This window comes from Nocardiopsis sp. NPDC055879 (assembly GCF_053615935.1).
In genome coordinates, this window is the sequence record NZ_JBSHCT010000003.1 from 187,988 (window position 1) to 214,706 (window position 26,719).

Here is a 26,719-nt window from a genome sequence, read left to right on the forward strand (position 1 = left end):
TCGCTTCTTTCGATGGTAACGCCGAGGAGTCGTTCGGCCAGGGATGTCAGAGGCGGTCTGTAGCGTTGGGATGAGGGGACGGTTCGACGGGAGATTTGAGGGCTAGTGAGACCGGTCAGCGACATCAAACGCAGTGAGGCCCCGTTCGAGGTCGTCTCGGAGATGACCCCCGCGGGCGACCAGCCGCGCGCGATCGAGGAGATCAGTGAACGGGTGCGGGACGGGCGCGAGCACACGGTGCTGTTGGGCGCGACCGGTACCGGTAAGACGGCCACGGTGGCGTGGACGGTGGAGCGGCTGCAGCGGCCCACGCTGGTGATGCAGCCGAACAAGACCCTGGCCGCGCAGTTCGCCAACGAGTTGCGGCAGATGATGCCCAATAACGCGATCGAGTACTTCGTCTCGTACTACGACTACTACCAACCCGAGGCCTACGTCCCCCAGAGCGACACCTACATCGAGAAGGACTCGTCGATCAACGACGAGGTGGAGCGTCTGCGGCATTCGGCGACCAACTCGCTGCTCACCCGGCGCGACACCATCGTGGTGGCGTCGGTGTCGTGCATCTACGGTCTGGGCACGCCACAGGAGTACGTGGACCGGATGGCCCGGTTGGCCGTGGGCATGGAGGTCGACCGGGACGACCTGTTGCGCCGGTTGGTGGAGATGCAGTACTCGCGCAACGACACCGCCTTCACCCGTGGCACGTTCCGGGTGCGCGGGGACACCATCGAGATCATCCCGGTCTACGAGGAGCTGGCGATCCGCATCGAGATGTTCGGTGACGAGGTCGAACGGCTGATGACGCTGCACCCGCTCACCGGGGAGGTGCTGGGGGAGAGCGAGGAGATGTTCATCTTCCCCGCGTCGCACTACGTGGCCGGTGAGGAGCGCACCGAGCGCGCCATCGCCACGATCGAGGCGGAGCTGGGGGAACGGCTCACCGAACTGGAGGGGCAGGGCAAGCTGCTGGAGGCGCAGCGGCTGCGGATGCGCACCACCCACGACCTGGAGATGATGCGTCAGCTGGGCACCTGCTCGGGGATCGAGAACTACTCGCGGCACTTCGACGACCGTGCTCCGGGCAGCGCCCCCAACACGTTGCTGGACTACTTCCCCGAGGACTTCCTGCTGGTCCTGGACGAGTCGCACGTGACGGTTCCGCAGATCGGCGCGATGTACGAGGGGGACGCGGCGCGCAAGCGCACCCTGGTGGACCACGGGTTCCGGTTGCCCTCGGCGATGGACAACCGGCCGTTGAAGTGGGAGGAGTTCACCGAGCGGATCGACCAGTCGGTGTACCTGTCGGCGACGCCGGGCAAGTACGAGCTCCGCCAGGGCGGCGGCGAGGTGGTAGAGCAGGTGATCCGCCCGACCGGTCTGGTGGACCCCGAGGTGTTGGTCAAGGAGACCGAGGGTCAGATCGACGACCTGGTGCACGAGATCCGGGAGAGGGCCGAGCGCTCCGAGCGGGTGTTGGTGACCACCTTGACCAAGAAGATGGCCGAGGACCTCACCGACTACTTCGCGGAGATGGGTATTCGGGTCCGGTACCTGCACAGCGAGGTGGATACGCTGCGGCGCGTGGAGCTGCTGCGCGAGCTGCGGGTGGGTGAGTTCGACGTGCTGGTCGGCATCAACCTGCTGCGTGAGGGCCTGGACCTGCCCGAGGTGTCGCTGGTGGCGATCCTGGACGCGGACAAGGAGGGTTTCCTGCGTTCGGAGACCTCGCTGATCCAGACCATCGGTCGTGCGGCCCGTAACGTGGCCGGTCAGGTGCACATGTACGCCGACCACGTGACCGACTCCATGCGCGCCGCCATCGAGGAGACCAATCGGCGCCGGGACAAGCAGTTGGCCTACAACGCCGAGCACGGCATCGACCCGACCCCGTTGCGCAAGCAGATCGCCGACATCCTCGACACCCTCAACCGCGAGGACGTGGACACCGAGGAGCTCATGGCGACCGGCTATCGGCAGGGGGGCAAGTCCGTGAAGGCCCCGGTGCCGGCGTTGGGTGAGAAGGCGGACGTGGCCAACATGCCGCGGGCCGAGCTGGCCGGTCTCATCGAGCAGCTCGGTGAGCAGATGCACCAGGCCGCCACGGATCTTCACTTCGAGTTGGCGGCGAGGTTGCGCGACGAGATCGGTGAGTTGAAGCGTGAGCTTCGTGGCATGGACGCCGCCGGGGTGAAGTGACAACCTCGGGTGCCCCGATGATCCCGATCGGAATGTATCGAATCGGAAACGATCACAGAACGCTTAGGTCGCGTAGTTACCTTCGCGTGACATAGTCTTGGGTTTTATCCAAGAGGTATGTCGTGATTGCCGTTTTCTGGTGGGAGAGTTCCATGCTCGGTCGGGTGCTCAAAGGTATGGGGGGCGCGGTCCTGCTCGGCTCCTTGCTGGCCGGGTGCGACATGGGCAGGGCGGCCCCCGAGGAGAGCGCCCCCTCACCCGAGGCCGGGCAGGGGCAGGAGACCACGAGCGAGCCCGAGGGCAACGTCATCGACGACGAGGTGATCCTCGTGGTCGACGACGGGACCGACGTGCGCGAGGACTGCGAGGAACGGGAGGTCGTGGTCTCCGCGGACCGCGCCACCGTCGTCCTCGCCGGCGACTGCGGGGTGGTGCGCGCCACCGGCCGGGGGTCGGTCGTCGATGTCGGCAGCGCCGAGAAGATCGTCCTGGTGGGCGTGGACAACGAGATCACCTTCGCCGAGGGTGATCCCGAGGTGATCAACCAGGGGCGCAACACCACCGTCAACGCGGCGGGCGACGACGAGGGCTGACCTTCGGCGGGATCGCCCGTCACGCGGGCGACTTCGTGTCTATCGATACACCGACCCGCCACCCGAGAGTGATCCGAGATCCGTTACCGTAGAGCCCGTCCTTCCGCGCGGTACGGGAGATGATGCCGGACCACCGCCCGATTCTCCGATTCCGTGTGCCGGTACCGCGATGAGGCGGTACGGTCGTTCTGGTCCCTCAGACACCGTTATGTCCGCGCCGTGGTGTGAGGGCGACCGCGGCTCGGTCCGCGCCAGAACCGAGGGTGTTCACTTGGGAAGAACCCGCTATGGGAGGGGTGGATGAGCGGTTATGTCGCACGGGTGCGACATGATGAGTCGCCCGGGGGCGACGTCGGACTCGACCCGTTGGTGCGTTCGGCCGCCCAACGCTGGGCGGAGGCCGACCCCCTGCTACCCGAACCCGTGGGTTTCGCCCCCGATTCCTACCCGCTCCTGACCGTCAGCGACGAGGACGGCCTCCCCGTCGCCGCGGGCAGCATGCACTACACCTGGTACCAACCCGGCGAGGTCGGCCGGATCTGGGGCGTGCCCGACCAGCACTGGCTCACCCCCATCGTCGGTGGCCCCGAACCGGCCCGTGCCCTGGACTCACTGCTCACCAGCTGGCGCGACCAACTGGAGGACCTGCCCTCCGGCACCGGTTCGGAGTCGGCGGCCCTGGTCAGCTGGCCCGCCCGTGACGTCACCGGGATCATCCCGCTGCAACGCCACGGCCTACAGCCCTACACCGTGCTCGCGGCGCGCCAACGCCGACGCGGGGTGCCGCCATCGCTGCCCCCACGCGACGTGGCCATCCGGCTCGCCGACATCAGTGACCTGACCCAGGTGGTCGGCCTGCTGATGGAGGAGCACCGCTACGAACAGCACTTCGGCGGGGTCTTCCTGCAGCCCGACACCGCCGAGCAGACCCGCAAGGTGGCCGCCCGGGCGCTGAACCGATCCCGTTCGTGGATCTGGTTGGCCGAACGCCGCGGCCGTGCCGTGGGCCTGTTGTGGGTCTCCCCGCCCGAACGCTCCCGATGGGCCAAGTCCCTGGTGCGGGCCCGCCCGATCGCCCACATCGGCTACGGGGTGGTGACCGCCGCCGAGCGCGGTCACGGGATCGGCACCGCCCTGGTCAGCCAGGCCCACCAGGCGCTGGACAGCCACGGAGTGGGTGTGTCGGTGCTCAACTACGCCGCGATGAACCCGCTGTCGGGGCCGTTCTGGCACCGCATGGGCTACCGGCCGGTGTGGACCACGTGGGAGGTCCGTCCCGCCCTCGCCCTGCGCTGACCAGAGGCGAGGGTCGCACTCCGACCCCCGGTGATGGGGGTCACCCTCGCCCTCCCCTAACCTGGGGGCGCGAGACGCGACGGAGCGTGAGAGGTGGACCTGATGACCACGAACGACCGTGGGGCCGAGGGCGGCGAGCACGTGGAGATCGTCGAGGTGGGACCGCGTGACGGCCTGCAGAACGAGTCCACCGTGCTGTCGGTCGAGGATCGGATCGAACTGATCGACCGGGCGGTCGCCGCCGGGGTGCGGCGGATCGAGGCCGTCAGCTTCGTCAACCCCAAGCGGGTACCGCAGATGGCCGGGGCCGAGGAGATCATGGCCGGGGTCCGGCGGGATCCGGGGGTCTCCTTCATCGGACTGGCGCTCAACCGCCGCGGCCTGGACCGGGCCCTGGCCGCCGGGGTGTCGGAGGTCAACGTCGCGGTGCCGGCCACCGACGGGTTCAGCGTCCGCAACCAGGGGAGCACGGTCGAGGAGATGCTCGACGCCTTGGTCGACATGGACAAGGCCCTCCAGGGCACCGGTGTGCCGTTGAGCGTCACCGTCTCCACCGCCTTCGGCTGTCCCTTCGACGGCGAGGTCGCCCCCGAACGGGTCGCCCGGGTGGTGCGCCGGATCGCCGAGACGAGCGCGGTGGAGATCGCATTGGCCGACACCATCGGCGTGGGTGTGCCCTCCCAGGTCCGTGAACTGCTGCGGCTGACCGCCGAGGCCGCGCCCGGGCGGACCCTGCGCTGTCACTTCCACAACACCCGTAACACCGGCTACGCCAACGCGTTGGCCGCCGTGGAGGAGGGCGTGCGGGTACTCGACTCCAGCCTCGGCGGGTTCGGCGGGTGCCCCTTCGCCCCCGCCGCCACCGGGAACATCGGCACCGAGGACCTGCTCTACCTGCTGCACCGCAGCGGCCTGCGCACCGGTGTGAGTTTGTCGGAGGCCGCGGCCCTGGGCGACTGGATGGGGGAGCGGCTCGCCAAGTCCCCGCCCGCCTACCTGGGTCGCGCCGGGAACTTCCCCGCCTGAGCGGTGTTGCCTTCGCCACCACACCAACGGTGATGACACGCGAAAACGCCGACGTGGTGGTCATTGTGAGTGGGCTTTCGGGTGGTGGCGGGGAACAGAACGAGGGTGGGAACAGTTGGCCCGGTGTGGGCGAACGGGGGGCCTGTTATCCTGGTGCCCCGTGGAGTCCGACGTGCTGAAACGGCATGGCCGCCGCTCGGACCCGGACCGCCGCACGGTCGCTCGGCTCTTGCGAGCCCGCCGTAGCCACTCACACCACGGGAGCAACACTTTGGCATCCGCCGCGAGTACCAAGCACCTTTTCGTTACTGGCGGCGTCGCCTCCAGTCTTGGCAAGGGCCTCACCGCCTCCAGCCTGGGTCGACTCCTGAAGTCGCGAGGTCTGCGGGTCACCATGCAGAAGCTGGACCCCTACCTCAACGTCGACCCCGGCACGATGAACCCCTTCCAGCACGGCGAGGTCTTCGTCACCGACGACGGTGCCGAGACCGACCTGGACGTGGGCCACTACGAGCGTTTCCTGGACGTGGAGCTGTCCGCGTCCGCCAACGTCACCACCGGTCAGATCTACTCCAGCGTCATCGCCAAGGAGCGACAGGGCGCCTACCTCGGTGACACCGTGCAGGTCATCCCGCACATCACCAACGAGATCAAGTCGCGCATCTACGCGATGGACCACCCCGACGTCGACATCGTCATCACCGAGATCGGCGGCACGGTCGGCGACATCGAGTCGCAGCCCTTCCTGGAGTCGGTCCGCCAGATCCGCCACGAGATCGGCCGGGAGAACTGCTTCTTCCTGCACGTGTCCCTCATCCCGTTCCTCGGCCCCGCCGGCGAGATGAAGACCAAGCCGACCCAGCACTCGGTCGCGGCCCTGCGCAGCATCGGAATCCAGCCCGACGCCATCGTGTGCCGCTCGGACCGGCCCATCACCCAGAGCCTCAAGTCCAAGATCAGCCTCATGTGCGACGTGGACGAGGCCGGCGTGGTCTCCACCCCCGACGCGCCCTCCATCTACGACATCCCCAAGGTGCTGCACCGCGAGGGCCTGGACGCCTACGTCGTCCGCCGCCTGGGCATGCCCTTCCGGGACGTGGACTGGACCGAGTGGGACGAGCTGCTGCGTCGCGTGCACCAGCCCGACCACGAGGTCACCATCGCCATGGTCGGCAAGTACATCGACCTGCCCGACGCCTACCTGTCGGTCAGCGAGGCGCTGCGCGCCGGTGGTTTCGCCACGGACACCCGGGTGAACCTTCGCTGGGTCGCCAGCGACAACTGCGCCAGCCCCTCGGGTGCGGCCGCCGAGCTCGACGGCGCCGACGGCATCCTCATCCCCGGTGGGTTCGGCGTTCGCGGCATCGAGGGCAAGCTCGGCGCCATCCGCTACGCCCGTGAGAACGGGATCCCGCTGCTGGGCATCTGCCTGGGTCTGCAGGGCATGGTCATCGAGTACGCCCGCAACGTGCTCGGCCTGGAGGGCGCCAACAGCCTGGAGTTCGACGACAAGGCCGTCGACCCGGTCATCGCCACCATGGCGGACCAGGAGGACGTGGTCGCCGGCGACCGCGACATGGGCGGCACGATGCGGCTCGGCCTGTACCCGGCCGACCTGGGTGAGGGCACCCTGGTCCGTGACCTGTACGACGGTCGGGCGCAGGTCTCCGAGCGTCACCGCCACCGGTTCGAGGTCAACAACGCCTACCGCGAGAAGCTGGAGGAGGCGGGCCTGGTGTTCTCCGGACTCTCCCCTGATGGCAAGCTGGTGGAGTACGTGGAGCTGCCCCGGGACGTCCACCCGTTCTTCATCGCGACGCAGGCGCACCCGGAGCTGCGGTCCCGCCCGACCAACGCCAACCCGCTCTTCAGCGGGCTGATCTCCGCCGCGCTGGAGCACAAGGAGTCCTAGGCGACGGTCGGCGGGGCCCGAGTGAGAGGGGCCGAATGACCGACCGGGTCGCAGAAGAGACGACGGGGGCGTACGCGAGGGTCGCGGACGCCCCCGAGTCGTGGCCGGTGGAACGCTCCGAGGAGCGGTTCCGCGGGGCCAAGTGCGCGATGCGCACGGACTGGGTGGAGATGCCCGGCGCCAACGGCGAGGGACGTACCGTGGCGGCCCGTGACTACATGGACCACCCGGGCGCGGCGGCGATCCTGGCCCTGGACGAGCGTGGTCGGGTGCTGTTGCAGCGCCAGTACCGGCACGCCGTCGGACACACCCTGTGGGAGCTGCCCGCCGGTGTGCTGGACGTCGAGGGGGAGGGCCCGTTGGCCACCGCCCGCCGGGAGTTGGTGGAGGAGGCGGGGCTGCGCGCCGCCACCTGGCACAAGCTGCCCGACTTCTTCCCCAGCACCGGGTTCTCCAACGAACGCATCCACCTCTTCCTCGCCCGGGACCTGTCCGAGGTGCCCGAGGAGGAGATCGACTTCGTACGCGAACACGAGGAGACCGATCTGGCCGCCGAATGGTTGCCGCTGGAGGAGGCGGTGCGCGCCGTGCTCCGCGGCCGACTGCACAACGGCGCGACGGTCATCGGGATCCTGGCGGCGCACGCCGCGGCGGCCGACGGATTCGCGTCGCTGCCCGTGGCCGGCGACCACTGAGCCGTGGAGGGGGAACCGGAGCGTGGGCCGCTGGAACGGGCCCGCGCCGCCTTCCTGGACCATCTGAGCGCCGAGCGGGCGCTGTCCGTCAACACCCTGTCCGCGTACCGGCGTGACCTGGGCCGGTACGTGGAGTACCTGAACGCCCTCGGTGTGACGGAACCGGGCGGGGTGACCACGGGACGGGTGGGCTCCTTCCTCACGGCACTGCGCGAGGGCGACGAGGATCACGCCCCTCTGGGGCCGGCCTCGGTCGGTCGCACGTTGGCCGCGGTGCGCGGGCTGCACCGGTTCGCGGTGCGCGAGGGGTGGGCGACCACCGACCCGGCCGCGGAGGTGGCACCGCCCGCCTCGCCCATGCGTCTGCCCAAGGCGATCCCCTTGGACGCGGTCGAGCGGTTGTTGGCCGCGGCCGGCCCCGAGGACGCCCCCGCCTCCGACGCGCGAGCCGACCTGTTGGCCCTGCGCGATCGGGCCCTGTTGGAGTTGCTCTACGGCACCGGTGCGCGGATCTCGGAGGCGGTGGGGCTCGACGTGGACGACGTGGCCGAGGCGGTGAGGGAGAGCTCACAGGTCGGTCTGGTGCGGTTCCGCGGCAAGGGCGGACGCGAACGTCTGGTGCCGCTCGGCTCGCACGCCCGCCGTGCCCTGGGCGGGTACCTGACCAGGGCACGGCCGACACTGGCCGCTTCCGGCCGCGGTGGGCCGGCGCTGTTCGTCAACGCGCGCGGGGGCCGGTTGACCCGGCAGGGCGGGTGGGCGTTGTTGTCGGCGGTGGCCGAGAGGGCCGGGGTCGAGGGGATCTCCCCGCATACCCTGCGCCATTCCTTCGCCACGCACCTGCTCGACGGGGGTGCCGACATCCGGGTGGTGCAGGAGTTGCTGGGGCACAGTTCGGTCACCACCACCCAGGTGTACACGCTCGTGACCGTGGAACGGTTGCGGGAGGTGTACGCCACCAGTCACCCCAGGGCACGAAGGTGATCGCCGGCGGCGATGGGGGGTCCTGGCAGGTGGGGCCGGAAGGCTTGTCGTTCGGGGCCGGAACAGGGTGTCTGGTGTGTACCCTTCTCCTACGAGAAGGAAGGATACGTGCGGCCAGGCCCCCTCGGTACGCACGGCGACGAATACTCATCTGATCATGTTGAAGTGCGCCGTGTCGCCGTTCTAGAGTCGCCGCACGAAGGTACGTTGCTGTCGACATATTGAGTTTCCGACGGCGGCCAGTCGTGGGAGACGTCAAGAGTCCCATCGGGCCGTGGCCGGTCCGTAGGGGAGGTCAAGGGTTGTGAACTGGTCGGAGTACGACGAGGCGGCGAACACCGCACCCGTCGGCGGGGGGGACCTCGCCGACCCGGTGAACAACCCGTGGGGGACGACACGCAACACGGGGGCGGATCTGCACACCAAGAGACCGGTGCGCACATATCCAGAGCCAGAGCCGTTGGACGAACACGGCCCGGCACGGATTGTAGCACTGTGTAATCAGAAGGGTGGGGTCGGTAAGACCACCACCACCATCAACCTCGGTGCCGCCATCGCCGAGTACGGCAGGCGGGTGCTGCTGGTCGACTTCGACCCGCAGGGCGCCCTGTCGGTGGGGTTGGGCCGCCTGGACCCGCGTGAGCTGGACCTGACCGTCTACAACCTGCTCATGCAGCGGGATGTGTCGGTAGAGGACGTCCTGCTCAAGACGGACATCGACGGCCTGGACCTCATTCCGAGCAACATCGACCTCTCGGCCGCCGAGGTGCAGCTGGTCGGCGAGGTGGCCCGCGAGCAGATGTTGGGGCGCGCGCTGCGTCCGGTCATCAACGACTACGACGTCATCCTGATCGACTGTCAGCCGTCGCTGGGCCTGCTCACCGTCAACGCGCTGACCGCCGCCGACGGTGTCATCGTGCCGTTGGAGTGCGAGTTCTTCGCGCTGCGCGGTGTGGCGCTGCTGATGGACACCATCCAGAAGGTCCAGGAACGACTCAACGAGGAACTGGTCATCGACGGTTTCCTCGGGACCATGTACGACCCGCGCACCCTGCACGCACGCGAGGTGCTGTCCACGATCGTGGACGGGTTCGGCGACAAGGTCTACGGCACGGTGATCAACCGCACCGTGCGCTTCCCGGACGCCACCGTGGCGGGCGAACCCATCACCAGGTTCGACTCGTCCTCGGCCGGGGCCAACGCCTACCGGGCTCTGGCCAAGGAGGTGCTGGCGAGGTGGCCTCTCAGCGGTCACGGCGCGTGACGCTACCCGGGGCGGACGAGTTGTTCTTCCGCCCCTCCGGTCCCGAACCGGAAGAGCCGGAGACCGACCACCGACACCAGGTACCGGAACAGACACGACAGGACTCGGCCGAGGGCTCGTCGAAGCGGACCACGCACAAGGCCAACGGATCCGATGACGCCGGCAGGTCCAAGAGGACCGGGCGCGGCTCCAAGAGCGCCCGCCGGGCGCCCAAACCCAGCGGGCGCCAGCGTCACGACGAGAAGATCACCGTCTACGTCTCCGGAGCCGAACTGCTGGCCCTGGAACAGACCAGGCTGTCACTGCGGGCCGAACACGGACTGTCGGCCGACCGCGGCCGCCTCGTCCGTGAGGCGGTGGCGGTGCTGCTCGCCGACTTCGAGGAGCACGGATCGAGCAGCATGTTGGTCCGTCGGCTGAGCGAGGACTGACACGAGGGGCCCGGGGCGATCGCTGGGGGAGCGGTCGACCCGGGCCCGTTCTCGTCACCGGAGGGTCCCGGGTGGTGCCACCCTTGTTCCATGTGCGAAAGGACGTGGACCCGCCATGGTGACTGAGGACGTCGACGAGGTCGACGAGAACACCTTCCAGGTCCACCTGGACAACTTCGAGGGGCCCTTCGACCTGCTCCTCGGGCTTATCTCGAAACACAAGCTCGACATCACCGAGGTGGCGCTGTCCCAGGTCACCGACGAGTTCATCGCGCACATCCGTGCCCACGGGGACGAATGGGACCTGGACCAGGCCAGCAACTTCCTGCTGGTCGCGGCCACCCTGCTGGACCTGAAGGCGGCCCGGCTGCTGCCGCGCGGCGACGTGGAGGACGAGGCCGACCTGGCGCTGCTGGAGGCCCGCGACCTGCTGTTCGCCCGGCTGCTGCAGTACCGCGCCTACAAGGAGGTCGCCTCCTACATGCGCGAGCGGCTGGCCTCCCAGGGACGCCGTTACGCCCGCGCGGTGCCGTTGGAGGAACGGTTCGCCGGCATGCGACCGGACGTGCTGTTCAAACTCGGTCCCGAGGAGTTCGCCGCCCTTGCCGGGTTGGTCTTCACCCCCAAGGAACCGCCGAGCGTCCCCGTCACCCACATCCACCAGACCAAGACCTCGGTCAAGGAACAGGGCGAGTTGATGGTCGCGGAACTGCGCGAGCACGGACGACTCACGTTCGCGGAGCTGACGGTCGCCTGCACCGGTACGTTCGAGATCGTCGCGCGTTTCCTGGCGTTGCTGGAGCTGTACCGGGCCTCCAACGTGGGCTTCGACCAGCCCGAACCCTTGGGCGAGCTTCTTGTCACCTGGACCGGTGGCGAAGGCGAGGTCGAGGTGGCCGGCGACTATGACGAGGGGGAGTGACCATGACCATGGAACACGCGGTCGATCGGGCGGAAGCGCCGCCCACGCTGCGCCGTGACCTGGAAGCCGTCCTGATGGTCATCGACCAGCCCGTGTCCGAGTTCGACCTGGCGCGAGCCCTGGACGTCCCCCTCGACGTGGTCACCCGCACCCTGGAGGACCTGTCCCGGGAATACACCGAGCAGGGCCGTGGTTTCGACCTACGGGCGGTGGCCGAGGGGTGGCGTGTGTACACGCGACCCGAGTGCGCCGACATCGTCGAGCACTTCCTCAGGGAAGGGCAGGAAGTGCGGCTGACCCAGGCCGCACTAGAGACGATGGCGGTGGTCGCCTACCGCCAACCGGTCTCCCGTGGCAGGGTCTCCGCTGTACGCGGGGTCAACTGCGACGGAGTCATGCGTACCCTCGTACTGAGGGGGCTGATCGAAGAGGCCGGTCACGACCCCGAGTCCGGTGCGATGCTGTATCGGACCACTTCCTATTTCCTGGAACGGTTGGGCCTGCGCGGCCTCGACGAGCTGCCTGATCTGGCGCCGTTCCTCCCCGACGACATCGAAGGTCTTGACGACACCGGTGAGCACAACTGACAACGAACGTCCCCGCGGTGAGCGGCGCGACGGATACGCCCCGCGCGGTGAGCGCGGCGACAATGACGACCGCGGTGGCCGAGGCCACCGCCCCCAGCGACAAGACGACCGCCGAGGTGGCGGACGTTTCCAGCGCGATGACCGGCGTGATGATCGTCGTGGTGGCGGGCGCTTCGAGCGCGATGACCGTCCGCGGCGTGACGACCGTGACCGTGACCGCGGTGGTTTCCGCGGTCGCGACGACCGACGTGACGATCGACGGGATGACCGTCGCGACAATCGACGTGACGACCGTGGTGGTCGTTCCTTCGAGCGTCGGGACGACCGACGTGGTGGCGGTGGCCGTGACAACCGACGCGACGAGCGTCCGCGCCGCGACAACCGCGGCCCGGCCCCGGTCGCCGGTGGCAAGAGCGAGAACGAGCTGTCCAAGGCGGCACGCGAGCGCCTCAACGCGCTGCGCGCCGACTACGACCCGCGCGACGACGACCATCACGGCGACGACCGTGACGGCTACACCGACGTGCCCGGTGGCATCCGCCTGCAGAAGGCACTCGCCGCGGCCGGTGTCGCCAGCCGTCGCGCCAGCGAGGAGATGATCGCCGCCGGTCGCGTCAGCGTCGACGGGGAGATCGTCCGCAGGTTCGGCGCGCGCGTGGACCCGGAGGTCTCCGAGATCCGCGTCGACGGCATGCGTGTGGTCACCGCTCCGGACAAGCTCTACTTCGCGCTGAACAAGCCCCGCGGCGTGGTCAGCACCATGTGGGACCCGCAGGGGCGCCCGACCCTGGCCGACTACGCCGGTCAGACCTCCGAGCGCATCTTCCACGTCGGTCGCCTGGACACCGAGACCGAGGGTCTGATCCTGCTGACCAACGACGGTGAGCTCGCCAACCGGCTCACGCACCCGCGCTACAAGGTCATCAAGACCTATGTGGCCAAGGTGTCCGGCCCGGTGCCGCACCGGGTGGTGCGCGAGTTGGAGAAGGGCGTGGAGTTGGAGGACGGGCCCGTGAAGGTCCACTCCTTCCGCGTGGTCGACAACGACGACCAGCAGGCCATGGTGGAGATCCGGCTGCACGAGGGACGCAAGCACATCGTGCGTCGTCTCATGGAGGCCGTGGGCCACCCGGTCGCGGACCTGGCCCGCACCCAGGTCGGTCCGATCGACCTGAACAACCTCAAGCTGGGCACGATGCGCTCGCTCAGCCAGCGTGAGGTCGGCGAACTGTACAAGCAGGCGGCGCTGTAACCGAGCGCTGTCGATACAGTTGACGGCGGCCACCCCGAACCGGGGTGGCCGCCGTCGCGTTTTTCGGGCGGCGCGGAAACGAGGACGAGGCGGGAAGAACGTGGCGGTACGGGCCATCCGTGGAGCGGTACAGGTCGACGCGGACGAACGTGAGCAGGTGCTGGAGGCCACGGCCGAGTTGGTCTCGGAGGTGATGCGGCGCAACGGGCTCACCACCGACGACGTGATCAGCGTGGTGTTCACCGCCACCCCCGATCTGACCAGTGAGTTCCCGGCGTTGGCGGCGCGCAAGGTCGGGTTCTCCGACGTTCCGCTCATGTGCGCCACGGAGATCTCCGTGCCGCACGCCCTGCCCCGGGTGGTGCGGCTCATGGCGCACGTGGAGACCGACCGTCCCCGCTCGGAGGTCCAGCACGTGTACCTGCGCGGCGCCCAGGCGTTGCGTCTGGACATCGCCCAGTAGGTACGAGGCCCTACCCTGGGGGTTCGGGGAAGAAGTCGAGGTCGGGGGACAGGCGAGTGAGCAGCGGCACGGCCGGGGATCGGCGAATCGACCTGCGTCGGGTGACGGTGATCGGCACCGGTCTGATCGGCACGTCGATCGCGTTGGCCCTGCGCGGGCGTGGTGTCGACGTCACGTTGTCCGACCCCGACGCGGCGTCGCTCCGGTTGGCCCGTGACCTGGGCGCAGGACGACCCCTGGACGAGGCGACCGAGACCGCCCCGGCGGATCTGGCGGTGATCGCCGCACCTCCGGCCGTCATTCCGTCGGTGCTGCGCGAGGCCCAGAACCGCGGCCTGGCCCAGGTGTACACCGACGTGGCCAGCGTGAAGGCGAGCGTGCTGCGCGAGGCCGAACGCGCGGGCTGTGACATGGCCACGTTCGTGCCCGGGCATCCCATGGGAGGTCGGGAGAAGCAGGGCCCAGGCGCGGCCCGCGCCGACCTGTTCCTGGGCCGATCCTGGGCGCTGTGCCCCACCGGGAAGGCCGACCCGGGGTCGGTGGCGGCCGTGACCGAACTGGCCCGGCTCTGCGGCGCGGACCCGCTGGTGCTGGACGGTGACGCGCACGACCGGGCGGTGGCACTGGTCTCGCACGTTCCGCACGTGGCCTCCTCCTCGGTGGCCGCGCGGTTGCTGGACGGGGACGCGACCGCGTTGGCGCTCGCCGGTCAGGGGGTGCGAGACGTCACCCGTATCGCCGGCGGCGACCCGCGCATGTGGGAGGAGATCCTCACCCACAACGCCGCCCCGGTGGCGCGGGTGCTGAGCGAGGTGGCCGCGGACCTGGCCGCCGCCGCGGAGGCGTTGGCGGACCATACGGCGGAACCGGTCCGGGACCTGCTGGAGCGCGGCCGTGCCGGGCACGGCCGCATCCCCGGCAAGCACGGTTCGGTCCGTCGTCCGGAGTACACCGTGATCCCCGTGGTGATCCCCGACGAACCCGGCTCGTTGGGCCGCCTGTTCGCGGCCGCCGCCACCGCCGGGGTCAACATCGAGGACGTGCGCATCGAGCACAGTCCGGGACTACCGCTGGGCGTGGCCGAGTTGTACGTGCTGCCGGAAGCGGTGGACGTCCTCGCCGAGGCGCTTTCGGCCGACGGATGGTCGGTCCACCCGGGGGTGTGAGACCGCTCCGTTCCATGGTCCGAGGGCGGGTCGCGCGAAGGTAGTCTTGGGCGTCGGCGAAGAGTGGACCGAGGGAGTCAGCAGTAGTGAGCGCGCAGCACACCGGAATCGTCATCGCCATCGACGGTCCCTCCGGGTCGGGCAAGTCGAGCACGGCCAGGGGCGTGGCCCGGGTGCGTGAGCTGCGCTACCTCGACACCGGGGCCATGTACCGGGCCCTGACCTGGTGGATGTTGCACCACGGGGTGGACGTGAACGACGCCGCCGCGGTGGCCGCCAACGTCGAGCGTCCCATGATCTCCATGGGCACCGACCCGGACGCGCCCACCGTTACGGTCGACGGCCGTGACGTGGCCACCGACATCCGTGGCAAGGACGTCACCACCAACGTCAGCGCGGTCTCGGCGGTGCCCGAGGCGCGTGCGCTGCTGGTGCGCACCCAGCGCGAGATCATCGAGGCCGCCAGGGCGGAGTCCGCCGGCATCGTGGTCGAGGGCCGGGACATCACCACGGTGGTGGCCCCCGACGCTCCGGTGAAGCTGTTCATCACCGCCAGCGCCGAGGCCCGCGCGCAGCGGCGCAGCAAGGAGGTCCGGACCGGCGACGTCGCCGCCACCCAGGCCGACCTGGCCCGCCGCGACAAGCTCGACTCCAGTCGCGCCCACTCGCCGCTGACCCAGACCGCCGACGCCACCGAGCTCGACACCACCGGCCTGACGCTGGAGGAGGTCGTGGCCCTGGTGGTCGAACTGGCCGACGAGGCCAAGGTCGGATAGCACCACCGGCGAACGCCGGCATCACCACGGGGGTCTCCCCGTGGAATCTCAGCATCCTCGCGGCACGCATCCTGGGCGCGCGAGGACCTCGAACCGGGAGTAGTGGGTAATGAGCGAGTTCGACGTGTCCGATGTGGGATACGAGACCGAGGAAACCGAGTCGGCCCTGCCCGTGGTGGCGGTGGTCGGTCGCCCCAACGTCGGTAAGTCCAGCCTGGTGAACCGGATCATCGGCCGCCGTGAGGCCGTGGTCGAGGACGTTCCAGGTGTGACCCGTGACCGGGTCGCCTACGACGCCGAGTGGCAGAACCACCGGTTCACCCTGGTGGACACCGGTGGTTGGGAGACCAGCGTCAGCGGGCTGGCCGCGATGGTCGCCCGTCAGGCCGAGTACGCGGCGCAGACCGCCGACGTGATCCTGTTCGTGGTGGACGCCACGGTCGGCATCACCGACGCCGACGAGGCCGTCACCCGCGTGCTGCGGGCCACCAAGAGTCCCGTGGTCCTGGCCGCGAACAAGGTCGACGGTGGTCAGCAGGAGTCCGACGCCCTCAACCTGTGGAACCTGGGGGTGGGGGAGCCCTTCCCGATCAGTGCACTGCACGGTCGCGGAACCGGTGACATGCTCGACGCCGTGGTGGAGGCCTTCCCCGAGGCCCCCCGGGGCGAGGACGAGGGCGATGGCGAGGGCGGTCCGTCCCGGGTGGCCCTGGTGGGTCGGCCCAACGTCGGCAAGTCCAGCCTGCTCAACCGGCTGGCCGGTGAGGACCGCGTGGTCGTGGACTCCGTGGCGGGTACCACCCGTGACGCGGTCGACGAGCTCATCGAGTTGGGCGGCCAGACCTGGAAGTTCATCGACACCGCCGGTATCCGTCGCAAGTTCCGCGCGCTGCAGGGCGCGGACTACTACGCGACGATGCGCACCGGTAGCGCCCTGGAGCGGGCCGAGGTGGCGGTGGTGCTGATCGACGTCAGCGAGCCGCTGGCCGAGCAGGACATCCGCGTGGTCGAGCAGGTCGTCGAGGCCGGCCGTGGTCTGGTCCTGGCCTTCAACAAGTGGGACATCCTGGACGAGGAGCGCCGGACCTACCTGGAGAAGGAGATCGACCGGCAGTTGGCGCGGGTGTCGTGGGCGCCCCGGGTGAACATCTCCGCCGCCACCGGCCGCCACATGGAGCGGTTGGTTCCCGCGATCGAGACCAGCCTGACGGGCTGGAACCAGCGCATCTCCACCGGTCAGCTCAACAACTGGCTCAAGGACCTGGTGGCGGCCACCCCGCCGCCGGCGCGCGGTGGCAGGCAGCCCAAGATCCTGTTCGGGACCCAGGCCGGATCGCGTCCGCCGCACTTCATCCTGTTCACGACCGGGTTCCTGGAGGACAACTACCGCCGGTTCATCGAGCGGCGTCTGCGCGAGGACTTCGGTTTCCAGGGCACCCCGGTGCACATCAGCATGCGCATCCGGGAGAAGAAGGGCGGGGCCCCGGGCCGCGCCTCCAAGGGCAGCGTGCGCCCCGACCGCAAGTCCGGCGGTCGCCGCTAGGGTTTCGCGTATGAGTGCGGAGGGCTCCCCGATCACGGGGAGCCCTCTTCGTGTGTCAGGGACGGGACGCCTAGGGCAGGCGGCGTACGTTGCCGGGGCGGGGCCTCGGCGCGGGTTCCACGTTCTGGCGCGGACGCGGCACCGGGATGGCCGGCGCGCCCGGCAACGGTCGCCCGGCGCTCTCCCGCATCCGCCACACCACCAGGACGCCCACCACCCCGGCGGCCATGAGCAACCACGCCGGGGCGTAGAGGTTGCCGGTGGCCTGGATCAGCGACTCCGAGAGCAGCGGGGTGGTGCCACCGAACAACGCCACCGAGACGTTGAAGCTGACGGCCAACGCGCCATAGCGGACCTTGGTGGGGAAGAACGCCGGCAGGGTGCCGGGCGCCGCACCGGAGAAGTGCACCAGGGTGATCGCCAGGACCACCACGCCCAGGGCGACCGCCCACAGCTCACCGCGCTGCATCAGCCAGAAGGCCGGCAAGGACAGCACGATCGAGAGCAGGCTGCCGGTGAACAACACCGGTCTGCGGCCCACCCGATCGCTGAGACGCCCGACCAGGGCGACCGTGGCGAGGATGAACACCATGCCGCCCAGGGTGATCGCCAGCGCCGCGGAGGCCCCGTAGTCGAGTTCGGTCTCCAGGTAGGTGGGCAGGTAGGCCGTCACCATGTAGTTGTTGACGTTGAAGACCAGGATCAGGCCCATGCACAGCAGCATGGCGCGCCACTGGTCGACGAAGGTCTCCCGGAGTTGGCCCTTGCGACGTTCACCGGTGGAGTCCTTGGCGAAGCCCTCCGAGGAGCCCTCGAAGATCGGGGTGTCCTCCAGTTTGAGACGCAGGTAGAGGCCGATGCCACCCAGCGGAAGCGCCAACAGGAATGGGATACGCCACCCCCACTCCACCATGGTTTCGCTGCCCAGGGCCATCGTCATCAGCGTGACGATGGAGGCGCCGGCCACGTAGCCGCTGATCGTGCCGAACTCCAGCCAGGAGGCCAGGAACCCGCGACGCTTGTCGGGCGAGTATTCGGCGATGAAGGTGGTCGCGCCACCGTACTCGCCGCCGGTGGAGAAGCCCTGTGACATGCGCGCGACCAGAAGCAGGATCGGGGCGGCGACGCCGATCGTCTCCGCCGAGGGGATGAGCCCGATCGCGAACGTGCTCACCGCCATGAGCAGCATGGTGAAGGCGAGTACCTGCTTACGGCCGATCCTGTCACCGAGTGGACCGAAGAACAGACCACCGAGGGGGCGGACGAGGAACGCCGCGGCGAAGGTGGTGAATGTCGCGATCAGTTGGACGCCACCCGACTGGGACGGGTAGAACACCAGCCCGATCGTGGTGGCCAGGTAGCTGTAGACACCGAAGTCGTACCATTCGGTCGCGTTGCCGATGGCCGCGGCGGTGACGGCCTTGCGGGTGGTGCGGTGGTCGGTCTCCAATACCCGGGTGTCCTTGGGGCCCGCACCGCTCTCGGGTGGTGTCTCGCTCACGTCTTCCCCTCCCAGTGATCACGTGAAGGATCCAGGTAAGCACTGTGGGTGACGAAAGCGTGGGATGTGGTCGTGTCGGCGTCCGGGTAGCGTGGCCGTATGCGCAAAGTGCTGGTGAGCGCCTGTCTGATGGGGCGCAAGGTCCGCTTCGACGGGCGGGCCAAACCGGTGGACGACGCCACCGTCGAAGGCTGGCGCGCCGAGGGGCGTCTGGTCGTGCACTGCCCCGAGATCGCCGGTGGTCTGCCCGTGCCCCGGCCACCGGCCGAGATCGAGCCGGGTGCCGACGCCGCCGACGTTCTCGCGGGTCGCGCCCGCATCCTCACCCCCGACGGCGTGGACGTGACCGATCACTTCGTCTCCGGCGCCCGCGCGGCGCTGGCCACCGCGCGGGCGCAGGGTGTGGTCGTGGCCCTGCTCAAGCAGTCCAGCCCCTCCTGCGGTTCCCACCAGGTGTTCGATGGCACCTTCTCCGGGCGCAAGGTCCCGGGGGAGGGGGTCACCGCGCACCTGCTGCGCGAACACGGGATTCCCGTCCTGGACGAGGACCAGGTGGCCCGGGCCGCGGAACTGCTGGCAGAGTCGTAGACGGTCAGTCCTTGACGACCTCGTAGTTCAGACAGGCGAACGCGCCCGCGAGCCGGACCGACAGCGGCCGCAGCCGCACCCGGCCGTCCAGCAGGGGAGCGCCGCCGCCCAGGCTGATCGGGGCGATCGACACCCGAACCTCGTCGAGGAGGCCCAGCCGGGCCAGTTCGGCGGCGACGCGTCCACCGCCGACCACCCAGATGTCCTTGCCGTCGGCGGTCTCGACCATGTCCTTGTGCAGGGCGCGCAGTTCGTCGTCGGTGTCGGCGCTCAGGAACCGCAGGTCGCCCTCGACCCGGGGCAGGTCGCGGTGGGTCAGCACCCAGGTGGGTGTCTTGTAGGGCCAGGGCTTGTCCCCCTGCTCCTGGAGGATCCACTCGTAGGTGGTCGCCCCGGTGAGGATCGCGCCCGCGCCGTTGATGAACTCGGCGGTGGAGTCGATCGCCTCACCCTCTTGAGCACCCTCCACCGCGAACAGCCACTCCAGGGAGTTGTCCTGGTCGGCGATGAACCCGTCCAGGCTGGTGGCGGTCTCGTAGACGGTCCTGGTCATGTCGTTCCTCCGTAGTGGTCCTGTAGCCATTCGATGGGGTCGCCGTGGCCCACCTCCATGCCCGCCTTGCGCAGCATGTGCCGTACGAGTTGCCTGCGGTGCGCGGCGAAGGTGAGCATGTGCACCACCACGCTGCCCATGACGAAGCTCTCCGGTGGGTCGCACAGTGCGTCGATCAGCCGGTCGCCCCAGGCGCCCCGGCGTCCGATGTCACCGACGGTGGCGATCCACCGCGCCCCCGCCTCGCGGTGCCGTTCCCGCAGCGAAGCCGGATCGTCCTCCCCGTGCTCGGGGAAGTCGCCCCCTTCGATGGAGGCCAGCCACACCTCCTTGGACCACACCAGACGGTCCAGGCTGTGCGCGATCGACTCCTCGGGACCGTCCCAGCTCAGGACGGTTCGCCCGGGGGAGCGCACCTTCTGGTACTCCTCCTGGGACAGTTCGGCGGCCAGGTCGATGAGCAGGGCCGTGTCGTCGACGTCGTGGTGCACCTGGAAGGCGGTGAGGTCCATGTCGGGTCGTCCCTTCGGGTTCTCCTCCACCCACAGATGGAACGGCGGATGGAAGTGGACCCCGTTGGGCGCGGCCAGCCACCGGCCGCTGCCGGCCGTGGTGGCGCTGGGCGGGTGGCCGAACGCGCGTGCGAACGCGCGGGTGAACCCCTCGACGGACTCGTATCCGGCGGCGAAGGCGGCGTCGGTGACACCGCTGCCCTGCCCGATCTGCCAGGCGGCCCGTTCCAACAGCACCCGACGGCGCAGCGCCACGGGTGGTTCGCCGGTGTCCCGGGCGAAGGTGCGGCTGAAGTGGAAGGGTGAGGCGTGCGCCTGCCCGGCCATGTCGCTCAGGCGGGTGTTGTCCTCGGCCAGGACGGCGTCGAGCAGTTCACGCAGCCGGTCGCGTCCGGTGGTGGGGTCGGTCATGGGACCAGTATCTTCGTTCGACCCCTGGAGCCGCTTGACCGATCTTGCGCAGGCGGGGTGGAGGGAACCATGGCGCGAACGGCTCGGGGGATGCGATAGAGTCGTCTCCGTTGGCCACACCGGAGACGGTGTCGGTCCGACGGACGGGACGTAGCGCAGTTTGGTAGCGCACTTGACTGGGGGTCAAGGGGTCGTGGGTTCAAATCCCGCCGTCCCGACAGAGAAGTAGCAGTTCATAGAGGGGTCCACCATCTGGTGGGCCTCTTTCTGCGTCTCAGGTGGGGTAAAAGTGGGGTAGAACCGGGGTCGGTGGGGGTATCAGCCCACGTCGTTGAGGATGTCGTCCATCGCCCGAGCCGCTGACCGACGTACCGGCCGCAGCTGGTGGCGGTAGACGCGTTCGGTGGTGTCGGTGCCGTTGTGACCGACCAGTAGTGAGATCTCCTCGATGCTCACCTCGTGGTCCGACAGCAGCGACACGAACGTGTGGCGCAGCTCGCGCGGTCCAGTCCTTGTCGTTGAGTCCTGCCTTCTGATGATCCTTCTCAGGTCCCGTAGGACTTCGACACTTCCCCGCCTCCATTGAGTAACGGGAGGGAATTTCGGTATAAACTAAGGCATCTATCGTATCCGGTATGAAATGCGCCAGCTATATTAGTTTGTGGCGTGCCGCCCACACGACCGCTTCGATAGGAGTGTTCACTTTGAGGACGTCGCAGATGTTCCGAATCCTACGACGTAGCGCTCTGGCGGATAAATTCAGATTTCGCGCAGCCTGCTCCGTAGTGGCTCCGGTTGCGATTTCAGCAAGAAGCTCAATCTCCTCGTGGCTGAGCTGAAATGATGAAGGGGTAGGGGTGGTATCTACCTTTCCCCTCTCTGCCAGGTATGTAACAGCTTCGATTGGCGTGTCTGCTTGAAGTAGATCGCAAATTGCTCTGATTTTTCGCCTGAGTAACCTCGGGCTAAGGTTGAGATTCCGAGCTGCAATGTCAGTGGTTACGCCTCGTGCGATTTCTTGCATAACACTAAGATCTTCCTCGGTCAGGAGATCTTCAGGATTCGCCCTGGCGGCATTGGCGCTACCCCCTTTGAGTACAGGACTTCTTCCTATCGCAGACCACAGTTGGTGCGTGAAAGAACTCCGATCACTCGTCTTCATCAGGCCTCCTCAGCTTCTTGATATTCTCATCATGTCGATGTGCGGTTTGTGATGCACTATGTGCTTGATGGGCCGATCGTTGCAATTGTTCAATTATGTACGGAGAGGCGATTCCGATTGCCAGGGCTCCAAACGGCCCTGAGATCTGATCTGTTAAGCCTGAGGCTACCGCTAGACCACTTCCAATAAATAACCTTATTAGCACGGAGGTGCACCAAGGGGCGAAGTCTGGCTCGACGGGGGAAAGCCAAGGCCAGCGCCTGTATTTTCTGATTCCTTGATTGAGTTGTAGCCCTTCTACGGCTCCTGAGCCGAAGAGACCCCACAAGGCGTAGGCAGCTATAGTCATACCCAAGACACTGCCAGGCTGATCAGTCGAGCGGTAGGGTTTGTTGGTTGAGGATGTGCACCACGATCCTTCGATTGGTTGCGGATACTGCTGCTCCGTGGTGTGGGGTGGTGGGGTCCCGCGAGCTGGTACTCCAGTTGTAGGTCCGGTTTGTCATGATTCCTGGAGGGTCTATCTGCTGTCGTGGCGCTGGCGGGCGCTGGCCTGGTGGAAGCGTCTGAACAGCTACCGGCCCAGCGCATGCTTGCTATCAGAAGCCACTACGAACAAGGCGTTGAGCAAGTGCGCGATCCCGTTGAAGGTCAACGCGATCAGCCCTTCCCAGCGGGATTCTGTCGAGCTTCGATGGCCACGTACGCCGTGAGGAAGGCGTAGGCGAGCATCGCGAACAGGATCCGCCGATGCCAAGAGCACCAGATGCGCATCTGGTGCTCGTCCAACCCGGCCAGGCCCTTGCCCTGCTGAAAGTTTTCCTCGACCGCCCACCGCCCACCGCCCACCGGCGCCCGGTGACGGCGACGGCGACCAGACGCTTGATCGGCACCACTTGTGGTGCTTAGAGGTCGTCTCATTCGGTGAGTTTGCGGAAGCAGGTCAACGTGCGGGCGACGCCGGTGAACGCGAGGAAGTGCTCGCCTTTGCGTTCGTAGCGGCGGTGGAGTCGGCGGCCGTGGTGCGTTCGACCCGCCGGCGGTGCCGTCCCAGCAGATGGGAGGATTCCGCGCCCTTGCGGACCAGGCGATGGACTGGGAGTTGAGCCCAAGTACAGCCGGTCGTGACGACGAAGATGATCGCGGCCAACACCTCACGGTCACCGTGTCTGCGCCGCCCACCTTGAGGCCGGGTGGGCACCTCGGGCACCACCCGCTGGAACAACTCCCATAATCCGTCCGGCACCAACCGCTCAACCATCGACACAGGGTCAGGTTGCCGAGAACCCAAATGAGATGAGCTCTTGGTGCGGCTTCGCCGGGATCGGGCGGAGACGCCGGGTGGCCCCAGAACGCCGCTGGAGGCCACCCGTGCCCGATCGTCGGGGTCATGACGCGACTACCGGAAGTAGGGCACGACCTCCTTGACGAAGCGTTCGAGGGAGGCGCGCTTCTCCTCGTGCGGGAGGCTGTTGTCGATCCAGAAGCTGTACTCGTCGATGCCCAGCTCCTCGTACCGGCGCAGCCGTTCGACGACCTCGTCCGGTGTGCCGATCACGGCGGTCCGGCGTAGCGACTCGGGCTCGAACTCCGGGCGCTCCGCGAACTTCGAGACCGGGCTCGGTTCCAGGAAGCCGCCCTTGGGAGCCTCCTTGTTCCTGAACCAGGCGTCGAAGGTGCGGTAGTAGCGCTGGATCGCCTCGGCCGCGGGGCGCCAACCGTCGGGGTCCTCGGGGCTGTGCACGTGGGTGTGCCGCAGCACCATGAGCTCGGGCCGTGGCACCTCGGGGTGGTTGTGGACGGCGGTTCGGAACTTGTCCACCAGGTTCTCCACCTCCTCGATGCCCTTCATGAGCGGAGTGACCATCACGTTGCACCCGTTGGCGACGGCGAAGTCGTGGGAGTTGGGGTCGCGTGCGGCGACCCACATGGGTGGAGTCGGCTGCTGCACCGGCTTGGGCACACTGGTGGAGGTGGGGAACCGCCAGATGTCCCCGTCGTGGGCGTAGTCGCCCTGCCAGAGGGCACGGACCGCCGGGACCAGTTCCCGCAGGTGTTGTCCGCCGTCCGCCGCGGCCAGGCCGTCCGCGAGCCGGTCGAACTCGAACTGGTGGGCACCCCGTGCCAGCCCGATCTCGGCCCTTCCGCCACTGATCACGTCGAGCAGCGCGGCCTCGCCCGCGGCCCGGACCGGGTGCCAGAAGGGCGCGATGATGGTGCCCGCGCCGAGCCGGATTGTCGAGGTGCGTGCCGCCAGGTAGGCGAGCTGGGGGATCGGGCTGGGGGAGCCCACGAACTCCATGGAGTGGTGTTCGCCGATCCACACGGTCCCGAATCCGCCCGCCTCGGCCATCTGTGCGAGTTCGGTGAGGTTCTCGAACTGCTGGGAGGGGCTCACGCTCTCGTCCCAGCGTTCCATGTGCAAGAAGAGGGAAAATCTCACTGTTGCTCCTGGTCTTCGGGGGCGGGGTAGGGCCCGCCGGAATCCATTTCCTCGATCGTCCTGTCGCCGGTGGACCAGTGAGTGCGCGGCACCTCGTGGACGACGACCCGTATGTACTCCGGTCTGGTGTTCGTGGTGCGCAGGACGGCGGTGTGCACGTCGTGCATCAGGTCCCGGATCTGGCTCGGAGAGCGGCCTTCCGCCAGGGTGATGTCGACCTGTGGCATCTCAGCTCCTCAGGACGAAGGGGTCGGCGACGGGGTCCTCGCCGGTGTTGATCCAAACGCTCTTGAGCCGCGTGTACTCCTTCATGGTCTCGGTGCCGTGTTCGACCCCTACGCCACTGCTCTTGAAGCCCTGGCGCGGTGACATCGGAGACATCGCCCGGTAGGTGTTGACCCACACGGTCCCCGCCTCCAGCCGGTCGGCCATGCGGTGGGCCCGCGCCAGGTTCGAGGTCCACACACCGGCCGCGAGTCCGTACTCGGTGTCGTTCGCCAGGCGCAGGACCTCCTCCTCGGTGTCGAACGGCATGACGGCGAGGACCGGGCCGAAGATCTCCTCCCTGACCACGCGCATGTCGTTGTCCACGTCGACCAGGATCGTGGGCTCGTAGAAGTAGCCGCCGAGGCCGCCGTCCGAGGGGCGGCCACCGGTGAGGACGCGGGCGCCCTCGGCGCGACCCAGGTCGACGTATCCCGCGACCTTGTTCCTCTGTTCCTCGAACGCCAGGGGCCCGATCTCGGTGTCCTCGTCCAGTGGGTCGCCCATCCGGATACGGCCGGCCCGCTCGGATACCCGGTCGAGGAGCTCGTCGTAGACCGACCGGTGGGCGAACACCCGGCTGCCGGCGATACAGGTCTGCCCCGCGGCCGCGAAGATCCCGGCGACGACCCCCATGGCCGCGTTCGCGATGTTCGCGTCGTCGAACACGATGTTGGGTGACTTGCCGCCGAGTTCGAGCGTCGATCCCACGAACCGGCCGGCCGTGGCCGAGGCGATGTGCGACCCGGTGGTGGTGCTGCCGGTGAAGGAGATCTTGGCGAGGTCCTGGTGGTCGACCAGGGCCTGGCCGGCCTCGGCACCCGAGCCGGTGACCACGTTCACCGTGCCCGGCGGGAAGCCGGCCTCCACCACCAGTTCCGCGAGCCTGACGACGGACGCCGAGGTGTACTCGGAGGGCTTGACCACGACGGTGTTCCCGGCGCACAGGGCCGGCGCCAGTTTGCTGCTGGTCAGGGTCAGGGGGGAGTTCCAGGGCGTGATCGCTCCGACCACGCCCAGCGGCTCCCTGGCGGTGTAGTTGAGCACCCGGCGGTCCGACGTGGGGATGACCTCGCCGTGGACCTTGTCCGCCAGTCCCGCGTAGTAGTGGAAGTACTCGGGCAGGGCGGTCAGTTGGCCGCGCATCTCGCGCAAGAGCTTGCCGTTGTCCAGGGTCTCCATACGAGCGAGCTCTTCGGCGTTCTCCGCGATCAGGTCGCCCAGACGGCGCAGGAGACGCCCGCGCCCGGTCTGGCTGAGGTCGCGCCAGCGGGGGTCTTCGAAGGCACGACGAGCGGAGGCCACCGCGTGTTCGACATCGGCGGTACCGCCTCGGGCCGCCTGGTACAGCGGTTCGAGGGTGGCCGGGTTCGTGCTCTCGAAGTATTCACCGGTGGCCGGTTCGACCCGCTCGCCGCCGATGAGGTGGTTCAGTTTCCTGAGGTCAGACATGGGCGTGGTCTCCGATGAAGGCGGTGAGGCACTCGACCAGTGCCTCGGGCCGTTGGACGGGGAGCATGTGCCGTGTCCTCGGCACGATGACGGCACGGCAGTCCGGGATCGCGGCCGCCAGCCGGTGGGTCATCTCCGGGGTGGACCCGGGGTCGTCCTCGCCGGTGATCGCCAGGGAGGGCACGGATATCCGGCGCAGATCCGGGCCCAGCTCCGCGTCGGCGGTCGCGAACACGCGATAACCGTTGCGGAAGGACTCCGGGTCGTTGGCGAGCAGGGTCGCCTCGGTACGGTGCACCCACTCGGTCTCGACGTCGGTGCCCGCGTACCACCGGCGCAGCGAGGCCGCGACCGATTCCCCGAAGTCGGCGCGCGCCGCGTCGAGGCGCGCGAGCACGCCATCACGCTCTTTCGGAGTGCGACGACACACCGAGCTGACCGAGGTCGAGGTGGCGACCAGTTCCGGCCGGTGCACCGCCAGGTACTGGCCGATGAGGGCACCGAGGGAGAAACCGACCACGTGGGATCCGGCGGGAATCGCCGAGGCCACGTCATCGGCCAGGTCCGCGAGGGTGATGCCCGCGGGAGCGGGCGGGCCGCTTCCGTGCCCGAGTAGATCGGGTGTCACGACGGTGAAGCGGTCGGCCGTCAGTTCGGTGACGGGCTCCCACATGGTGTGGTCGAGCCCGACACCGTGCAGCAGCACGAGGGTCGGTTTGCTCAT

The 26,719-nt window shown here is 68.3% G+C and carries 27 protein-coding genes, 1 tRNA gene and 1 pseudogene; 18 read left to right on the top strand and 11 right to left on the bottom strand.

The features are described 5' to 3' along the window. Nucleotides 1–105 precede the first annotated feature (105 nt). From uvrB to der, 16 genes are all read left to right on the top strand, one after another. Nucleotides 106–2,199: an excinuclease ABC subunit UvrB gene (uvrB, locus tag ACWGKS_RS04850; RefSeq protein WP_452456860.1), complete on the top strand. Its 2,094-nt coding sequence runs from the start codon at nt 106–108 to the stop codon at nt 2,197–2,199. A gap of 152 nt (nt 2,200–2,351) precedes the next feature. After that, on the top strand, nt 2,352–2,792 hold the full coding sequence (locus ACWGKS_RS04855) for a DUF3060 domain-containing protein (protein WP_452456926.1): 441 nt from the start codon (nt 2,352–2,354) through the stop codon (nt 2,790–2,792). A 300-nt stretch (nt 2,793–3,092) separates the two neighbouring features. Further along, the gene (locus ACWGKS_RS04860; RefSeq protein ID WP_452456861.1) at nt 3,093–4,088 is read left to right on the top strand and encodes a GNAT family N-acetyltransferase; all 996 of its coding nucleotides are present in this window, start codon (nt 3,093–3,095) and stop codon (nt 4,086–4,088) included. 102 nt (nt 4,089–4,190) lie between these two features. Then, nucleotides 4,191–5,114 carry a hydroxymethylglutaryl-CoA lyase gene (locus ACWGKS_RS04865; protein ID WP_452456862.1) on the top strand — a complete coding sequence of 308 codons (924 nt, stop codon included), beginning with the start codon at nt 4,191–4,193 and terminating at the stop codon, nt 5,112–5,114. Between the two features lie 271 nt (nt 5,115–5,385). Beyond that, nucleotides 5,386–7,026 (top strand): CTP synthase, encoded by a 1,641-nt coding sequence (locus ACWGKS_RS04870; protein ID WP_358513647.1) that lies wholly within the window; start codon nt 5,386–5,388, stop codon nt 7,024–7,026. A gap of 35 nt (nt 7,027–7,061) precedes the next feature. Further along, entirely contained in the window at nt 7,062–7,721 is a 660-nt protein-coding gene (locus ACWGKS_RS04875) for an NUDIX hydrolase (RefSeq protein WP_358513649.1), read from the top strand. A 3-nt stretch (nt 7,722–7,724) separates the two neighbouring features. Beyond that, a complete protein-coding gene (locus tag ACWGKS_RS04880) occupies nt 7,725–8,705 on the top strand; it encodes a site-specific tyrosine recombinase XerD (protein ID WP_358513651.1) in 981 nt (326 codons plus the stop codon). A gap of 304 nt (nt 8,706–9,009) precedes the next feature. Further along, the gene (locus ACWGKS_RS04885; protein WP_067603062.1) at nt 9,010–9,969 is read left to right on the top strand and encodes a ParA family protein; all 960 of its coding nucleotides are present in this window, start codon (nt 9,010–9,012) and stop codon (nt 9,967–9,969) included. Continuing rightward, nucleotides 9,966–10,400 carry a hypothetical protein gene (locus ACWGKS_RS04890; protein ID WP_358513653.1) on the top strand — a complete coding sequence of 145 codons (435 nt, stop codon included), beginning with the start codon at nt 9,966–9,968 and terminating at the stop codon, nt 10,398–10,400. The genes ACWGKS_RS04885 and ACWGKS_RS04890 overlap by 4 nt, the downstream gene beginning before the upstream one ends. A 115-nt stretch (nt 10,401–10,515) precedes the next feature. Then, the gene (locus ACWGKS_RS04895; protein ID WP_358513655.1) at nt 10,516–11,322 is read left to right on the top strand and encodes a segregation and condensation protein A; all 807 of its coding nucleotides are present in this window, start codon (nt 10,516–10,518) and stop codon (nt 11,320–11,322) included. 2 nt (nt 11,323–11,324) lie between these two features. After that, nucleotides 11,325–11,909 carry an SMC-Scp complex subunit ScpB gene (gene scpB / locus ACWGKS_RS04900; protein ID WP_452456864.1) on the top strand — a complete coding sequence of 195 codons (585 nt, stop codon included), beginning with the start codon at nt 11,325–11,327 and terminating at the stop codon, nt 11,907–11,909. Then, nucleotides 11,896–13,161 carry a pseudouridine synthase gene (locus ACWGKS_RS04905; protein WP_452521751.1) on the top strand — a complete coding sequence of 422 codons (1,266 nt, stop codon included), beginning with the start codon at nt 11,896–11,898 and terminating at the stop codon, nt 13,159–13,161. Before scpB ends, ACWGKS_RS04905 begins: the two co-directional genes overlap by 14 nt. Before the next feature lie 100 nt (nt 13,162–13,261). After that, on the top strand, nt 13,262–13,624 hold the full coding sequence (gene aroH / locus ACWGKS_RS04910) for a chorismate mutase (RefSeq protein ID WP_067603118.1): 363 nt from the start codon (nt 13,262–13,264) through the stop codon (nt 13,622–13,624). 56 nt (nt 13,625–13,680) lie between these two features. After that, nucleotides 13,681–14,790, top strand: coding sequence for a prephenate dehydrogenase (locus ACWGKS_RS04915; RefSeq protein WP_358513661.1), 1,110 nt, complete (start codon nt 13,681–13,683; stop codon nt 14,788–14,790). Nucleotides 14,791–14,876: 86 nt separating this feature from the next. Beyond that, on the top strand, nt 14,877–15,566 hold the full coding sequence (gene cmk / locus ACWGKS_RS04920) for a (d)CMP kinase (RefSeq protein ID WP_358513663.1): 690 nt from the start codon (nt 14,877–14,879) through the stop codon (nt 15,564–15,566). A 109-nt stretch (nt 15,567–15,675) separates the two neighbouring features. Further along, nucleotides 15,676–17,109 (top strand): ribosome biogenesis GTPase Der, encoded by a 1,434-nt coding sequence (gene der / locus ACWGKS_RS04925; RefSeq protein WP_358513665.1) that lies wholly within the window; start codon nt 15,676–15,678, stop codon nt 17,107–17,109. A 70-nt stretch (nt 17,110–17,179) separates the two neighbouring features. On the opposite strand, the gene ACWGKS_RS04930 is transcribed toward der, so the two are convergent. After that, nucleotides 17,180–18,610: an MFS transporter gene (locus tag ACWGKS_RS04930; protein WP_358513667.1), complete on the bottom strand. Its 1,431-nt coding sequence runs from the start codon at nt 18,608–18,610 to the stop codon at nt 17,180–17,182. A gap of 99 nt (nt 18,611–18,709) precedes the next feature. Here ACWGKS_RS04930 and ACWGKS_RS04935 point away from each other — a divergent pair, with 99 nt between their 5' ends. Next, nucleotides 18,710–19,198: a DUF523 domain-containing protein gene (locus ACWGKS_RS04935; RefSeq protein WP_452521755.1), complete on the top strand. Its 489-nt coding sequence runs from the start codon at nt 18,710–18,712 to the stop codon at nt 19,196–19,198. A gap of 4 nt (nt 19,199–19,202) precedes the next feature. Here ACWGKS_RS04935 and ACWGKS_RS04940 read toward each other — a convergent pair whose 3' ends face one another. Together ACWGKS_RS04940 and ACWGKS_RS04945 are read right to left on the bottom strand one after the other, a co-directional pair. After that, nucleotides 19,203–19,751: a dihydrofolate reductase family protein gene (locus ACWGKS_RS04940; RefSeq protein WP_452456867.1), complete on the bottom strand. Its 549-nt coding sequence runs from the start codon at nt 19,749–19,751 to the stop codon at nt 19,203–19,205. Then, on the bottom strand, nt 19,748–20,674 hold the full coding sequence (locus ACWGKS_RS04945) for a helix-turn-helix domain-containing protein (RefSeq protein WP_452521757.1): 927 nt from the start codon (nt 20,672–20,674) through the stop codon (nt 19,748–19,750). The genes ACWGKS_RS04940 and ACWGKS_RS04945 overlap by 4 nt, the downstream gene beginning before the upstream one ends. Nucleotides 20,675–20,818: 144 nt before the next feature. Here ACWGKS_RS04945 and ACWGKS_RS04950 point away from each other — a divergent pair. Then, a tRNA-Pro gene (locus ACWGKS_RS04950) sits at nt 20,819–20,892 on the top strand. A 100-nt stretch (nt 20,893–20,992) separates the two neighbouring features. Here ACWGKS_RS04950 and ACWGKS_RS04955 read toward each other — a convergent pair. The 8 genes and pseudogenes from ACWGKS_RS04955 to ACWGKS_RS04990 form a co-directional block, all read right to left on the bottom strand. After that, nucleotides 20,993–21,283, bottom strand: a complete 291-nt coding sequence (locus ACWGKS_RS04955) for a tyrosine-type recombinase/integrase (protein ID WP_358513706.1) — start codon at nt 21,281–21,283, stop codon at nt 20,993–20,995. Nucleotides 21,284–21,323: 40 nt separating this feature from the next. After that, nucleotides 21,324–21,560, bottom strand: a complete 237-nt coding sequence (locus ACWGKS_RS04960) for a LuxR C-terminal-related transcriptional regulator (protein WP_358513708.1) — start codon at nt 21,558–21,560, stop codon at nt 21,324–21,326. A 936-nt stretch (nt 21,561–22,496) separates the two neighbouring features. Next, nucleotides 22,497–22,757 carry a hypothetical protein gene (locus ACWGKS_RS04965; RefSeq protein ID WP_452521759.1) on the bottom strand — a complete coding sequence of 87 codons (261 nt, stop codon included), beginning with the start codon at nt 22,755–22,757 and terminating at the stop codon, nt 22,497–22,499. Beyond that, a pseudogene (locus ACWGKS_RS04970) lies at nt 22,754–23,103 on the bottom strand (transposase). Before ACWGKS_RS04970 ends, ACWGKS_RS04965 begins: the two are co-directional and overlap by 4 nt. A gap of 132 nt (nt 23,104–23,235) precedes the next feature. Then, nucleotides 23,236–24,279 carry an LLM class flavin-dependent oxidoreductase gene (locus ACWGKS_RS04975; RefSeq protein WP_358513675.1) on the bottom strand — a complete coding sequence of 348 codons (1,044 nt, stop codon included), beginning with the start codon at nt 24,277–24,279 and terminating at the stop codon, nt 23,236–23,238. Further along, nucleotides 24,276–24,506, bottom strand: a complete 231-nt coding sequence (locus ACWGKS_RS04980; RefSeq protein ID WP_358513677.1) for a tautomerase family protein — start codon at nt 24,504–24,506, stop codon at nt 24,276–24,278. Before ACWGKS_RS04980 ends, ACWGKS_RS04975 begins: the two co-directional genes overlap by 4 nt. Before the next feature lies 1 nt (nt 24,507). Continuing rightward, nucleotides 24,508–25,995, bottom strand: coding sequence for an aldehyde dehydrogenase (locus ACWGKS_RS04985; RefSeq protein ID WP_358513679.1), 1,488 nt, complete (start codon nt 25,993–25,995; stop codon nt 24,508–24,510). Continuing rightward, entirely contained in the window at nt 25,988–26,719 is a 732-nt protein-coding gene (locus ACWGKS_RS04990) for an alpha/beta fold hydrolase (protein WP_358513681.1), read from the bottom strand. Before ACWGKS_RS04990 ends, ACWGKS_RS04985 begins: the two co-directional genes overlap by 8 nt.

Excerpts from the sequence above, each read along its gene's own strand:
- ACWGKS_RS04865 (WP_452456862.1), top strand. The coding sequence starts at position 4,191 with ATGACCACGAACGACCGTGGGGCCGAGGGCGGCGAGCACGTGGAGATC.
- ACWGKS_RS04875 (WP_358513649.1), top strand. The coding sequence starts at position 7,062 with ATGACCGACCGGGTCGCAGAAGAGACGACGGGGGCGTACGCGAGGGTC.
- ACWGKS_RS04895 (WP_358513655.1), top strand. The coding sequence starts at position 10,516 with ATGGTGACTGAGGACGTCGACGAGGTCGACGAGAACACCTTCCAGGTC.
- scpB (WP_452456864.1), top strand. The coding sequence starts at position 11,325 with ATGACCATGGAACACGCGGTCGATCGGGCGGAAGCGCCGCCCACGCTG.
- der (WP_358513665.1), top strand. The coding sequence starts at position 15,676 with ATGAGCGAGTTCGACGTGTCCGATGTGGGATACGAGACCGAGGAAACC.
- ACWGKS_RS04940 (WP_452456867.1), bottom strand. The coding sequence starts at position 19,751 with ATGACCAGGACCGTCTACGAGACCGCCACCAGCCTGGACGGGTTCATC.
- ACWGKS_RS04945 (WP_452521757.1), bottom strand. The coding sequence starts at position 20,674 with ATGACCGACCCCACCACCGGACGCGACCGGCTGCGTGAACTGCTCGAC.
- ACWGKS_RS04855 (WP_452456926.1), top strand. The coding sequence starts at position 2,352 with ATGCTCGGTCGGGTGCTCAAAGGTATGGGGGGCGCGGTCCTGCTCGGC.
- ACWGKS_RS04980 (WP_358513677.1), bottom strand. The coding sequence starts at position 24,506 with ATGCCACAGGTCGACATCACCCTGGCGGAAGGCCGCTCTCCGAGCCAG.
- ACWGKS_RS04860 (WP_452456861.1), top strand. The coding sequence starts at position 3,093 with ATGAGCGGTTATGTCGCACGGGTGCGACATGATGAGTCGCCCGGGGGC.
- ACWGKS_RS04985 (WP_358513679.1), bottom strand. The coding sequence starts at position 25,995 with ATGTCTGACCTCAGGAAACTGAACCACCTCATCGGCGGCGAGCGGGTC.
- ACWGKS_RS04935 (WP_452521755.1), top strand. The coding sequence starts at position 18,710 with ATGCGCAAAGTGCTGGTGAGCGCCTGTCTGATGGGGCGCAAGGTCCGC.
- ACWGKS_RS04990 (WP_358513681.1), bottom strand. The coding sequence starts at position 26,719 with ATGAGCAAACCGACCCTCGTGCTGCTGCACGGTGTCGGGCTCGACCAC.
- ACWGKS_RS04965 (WP_452521759.1), bottom strand. The coding sequence starts at position 22,757 with ATGAGACGACCTCTAAGCACCACAAGTGGTGCCGATCAAGCGTCTGGT.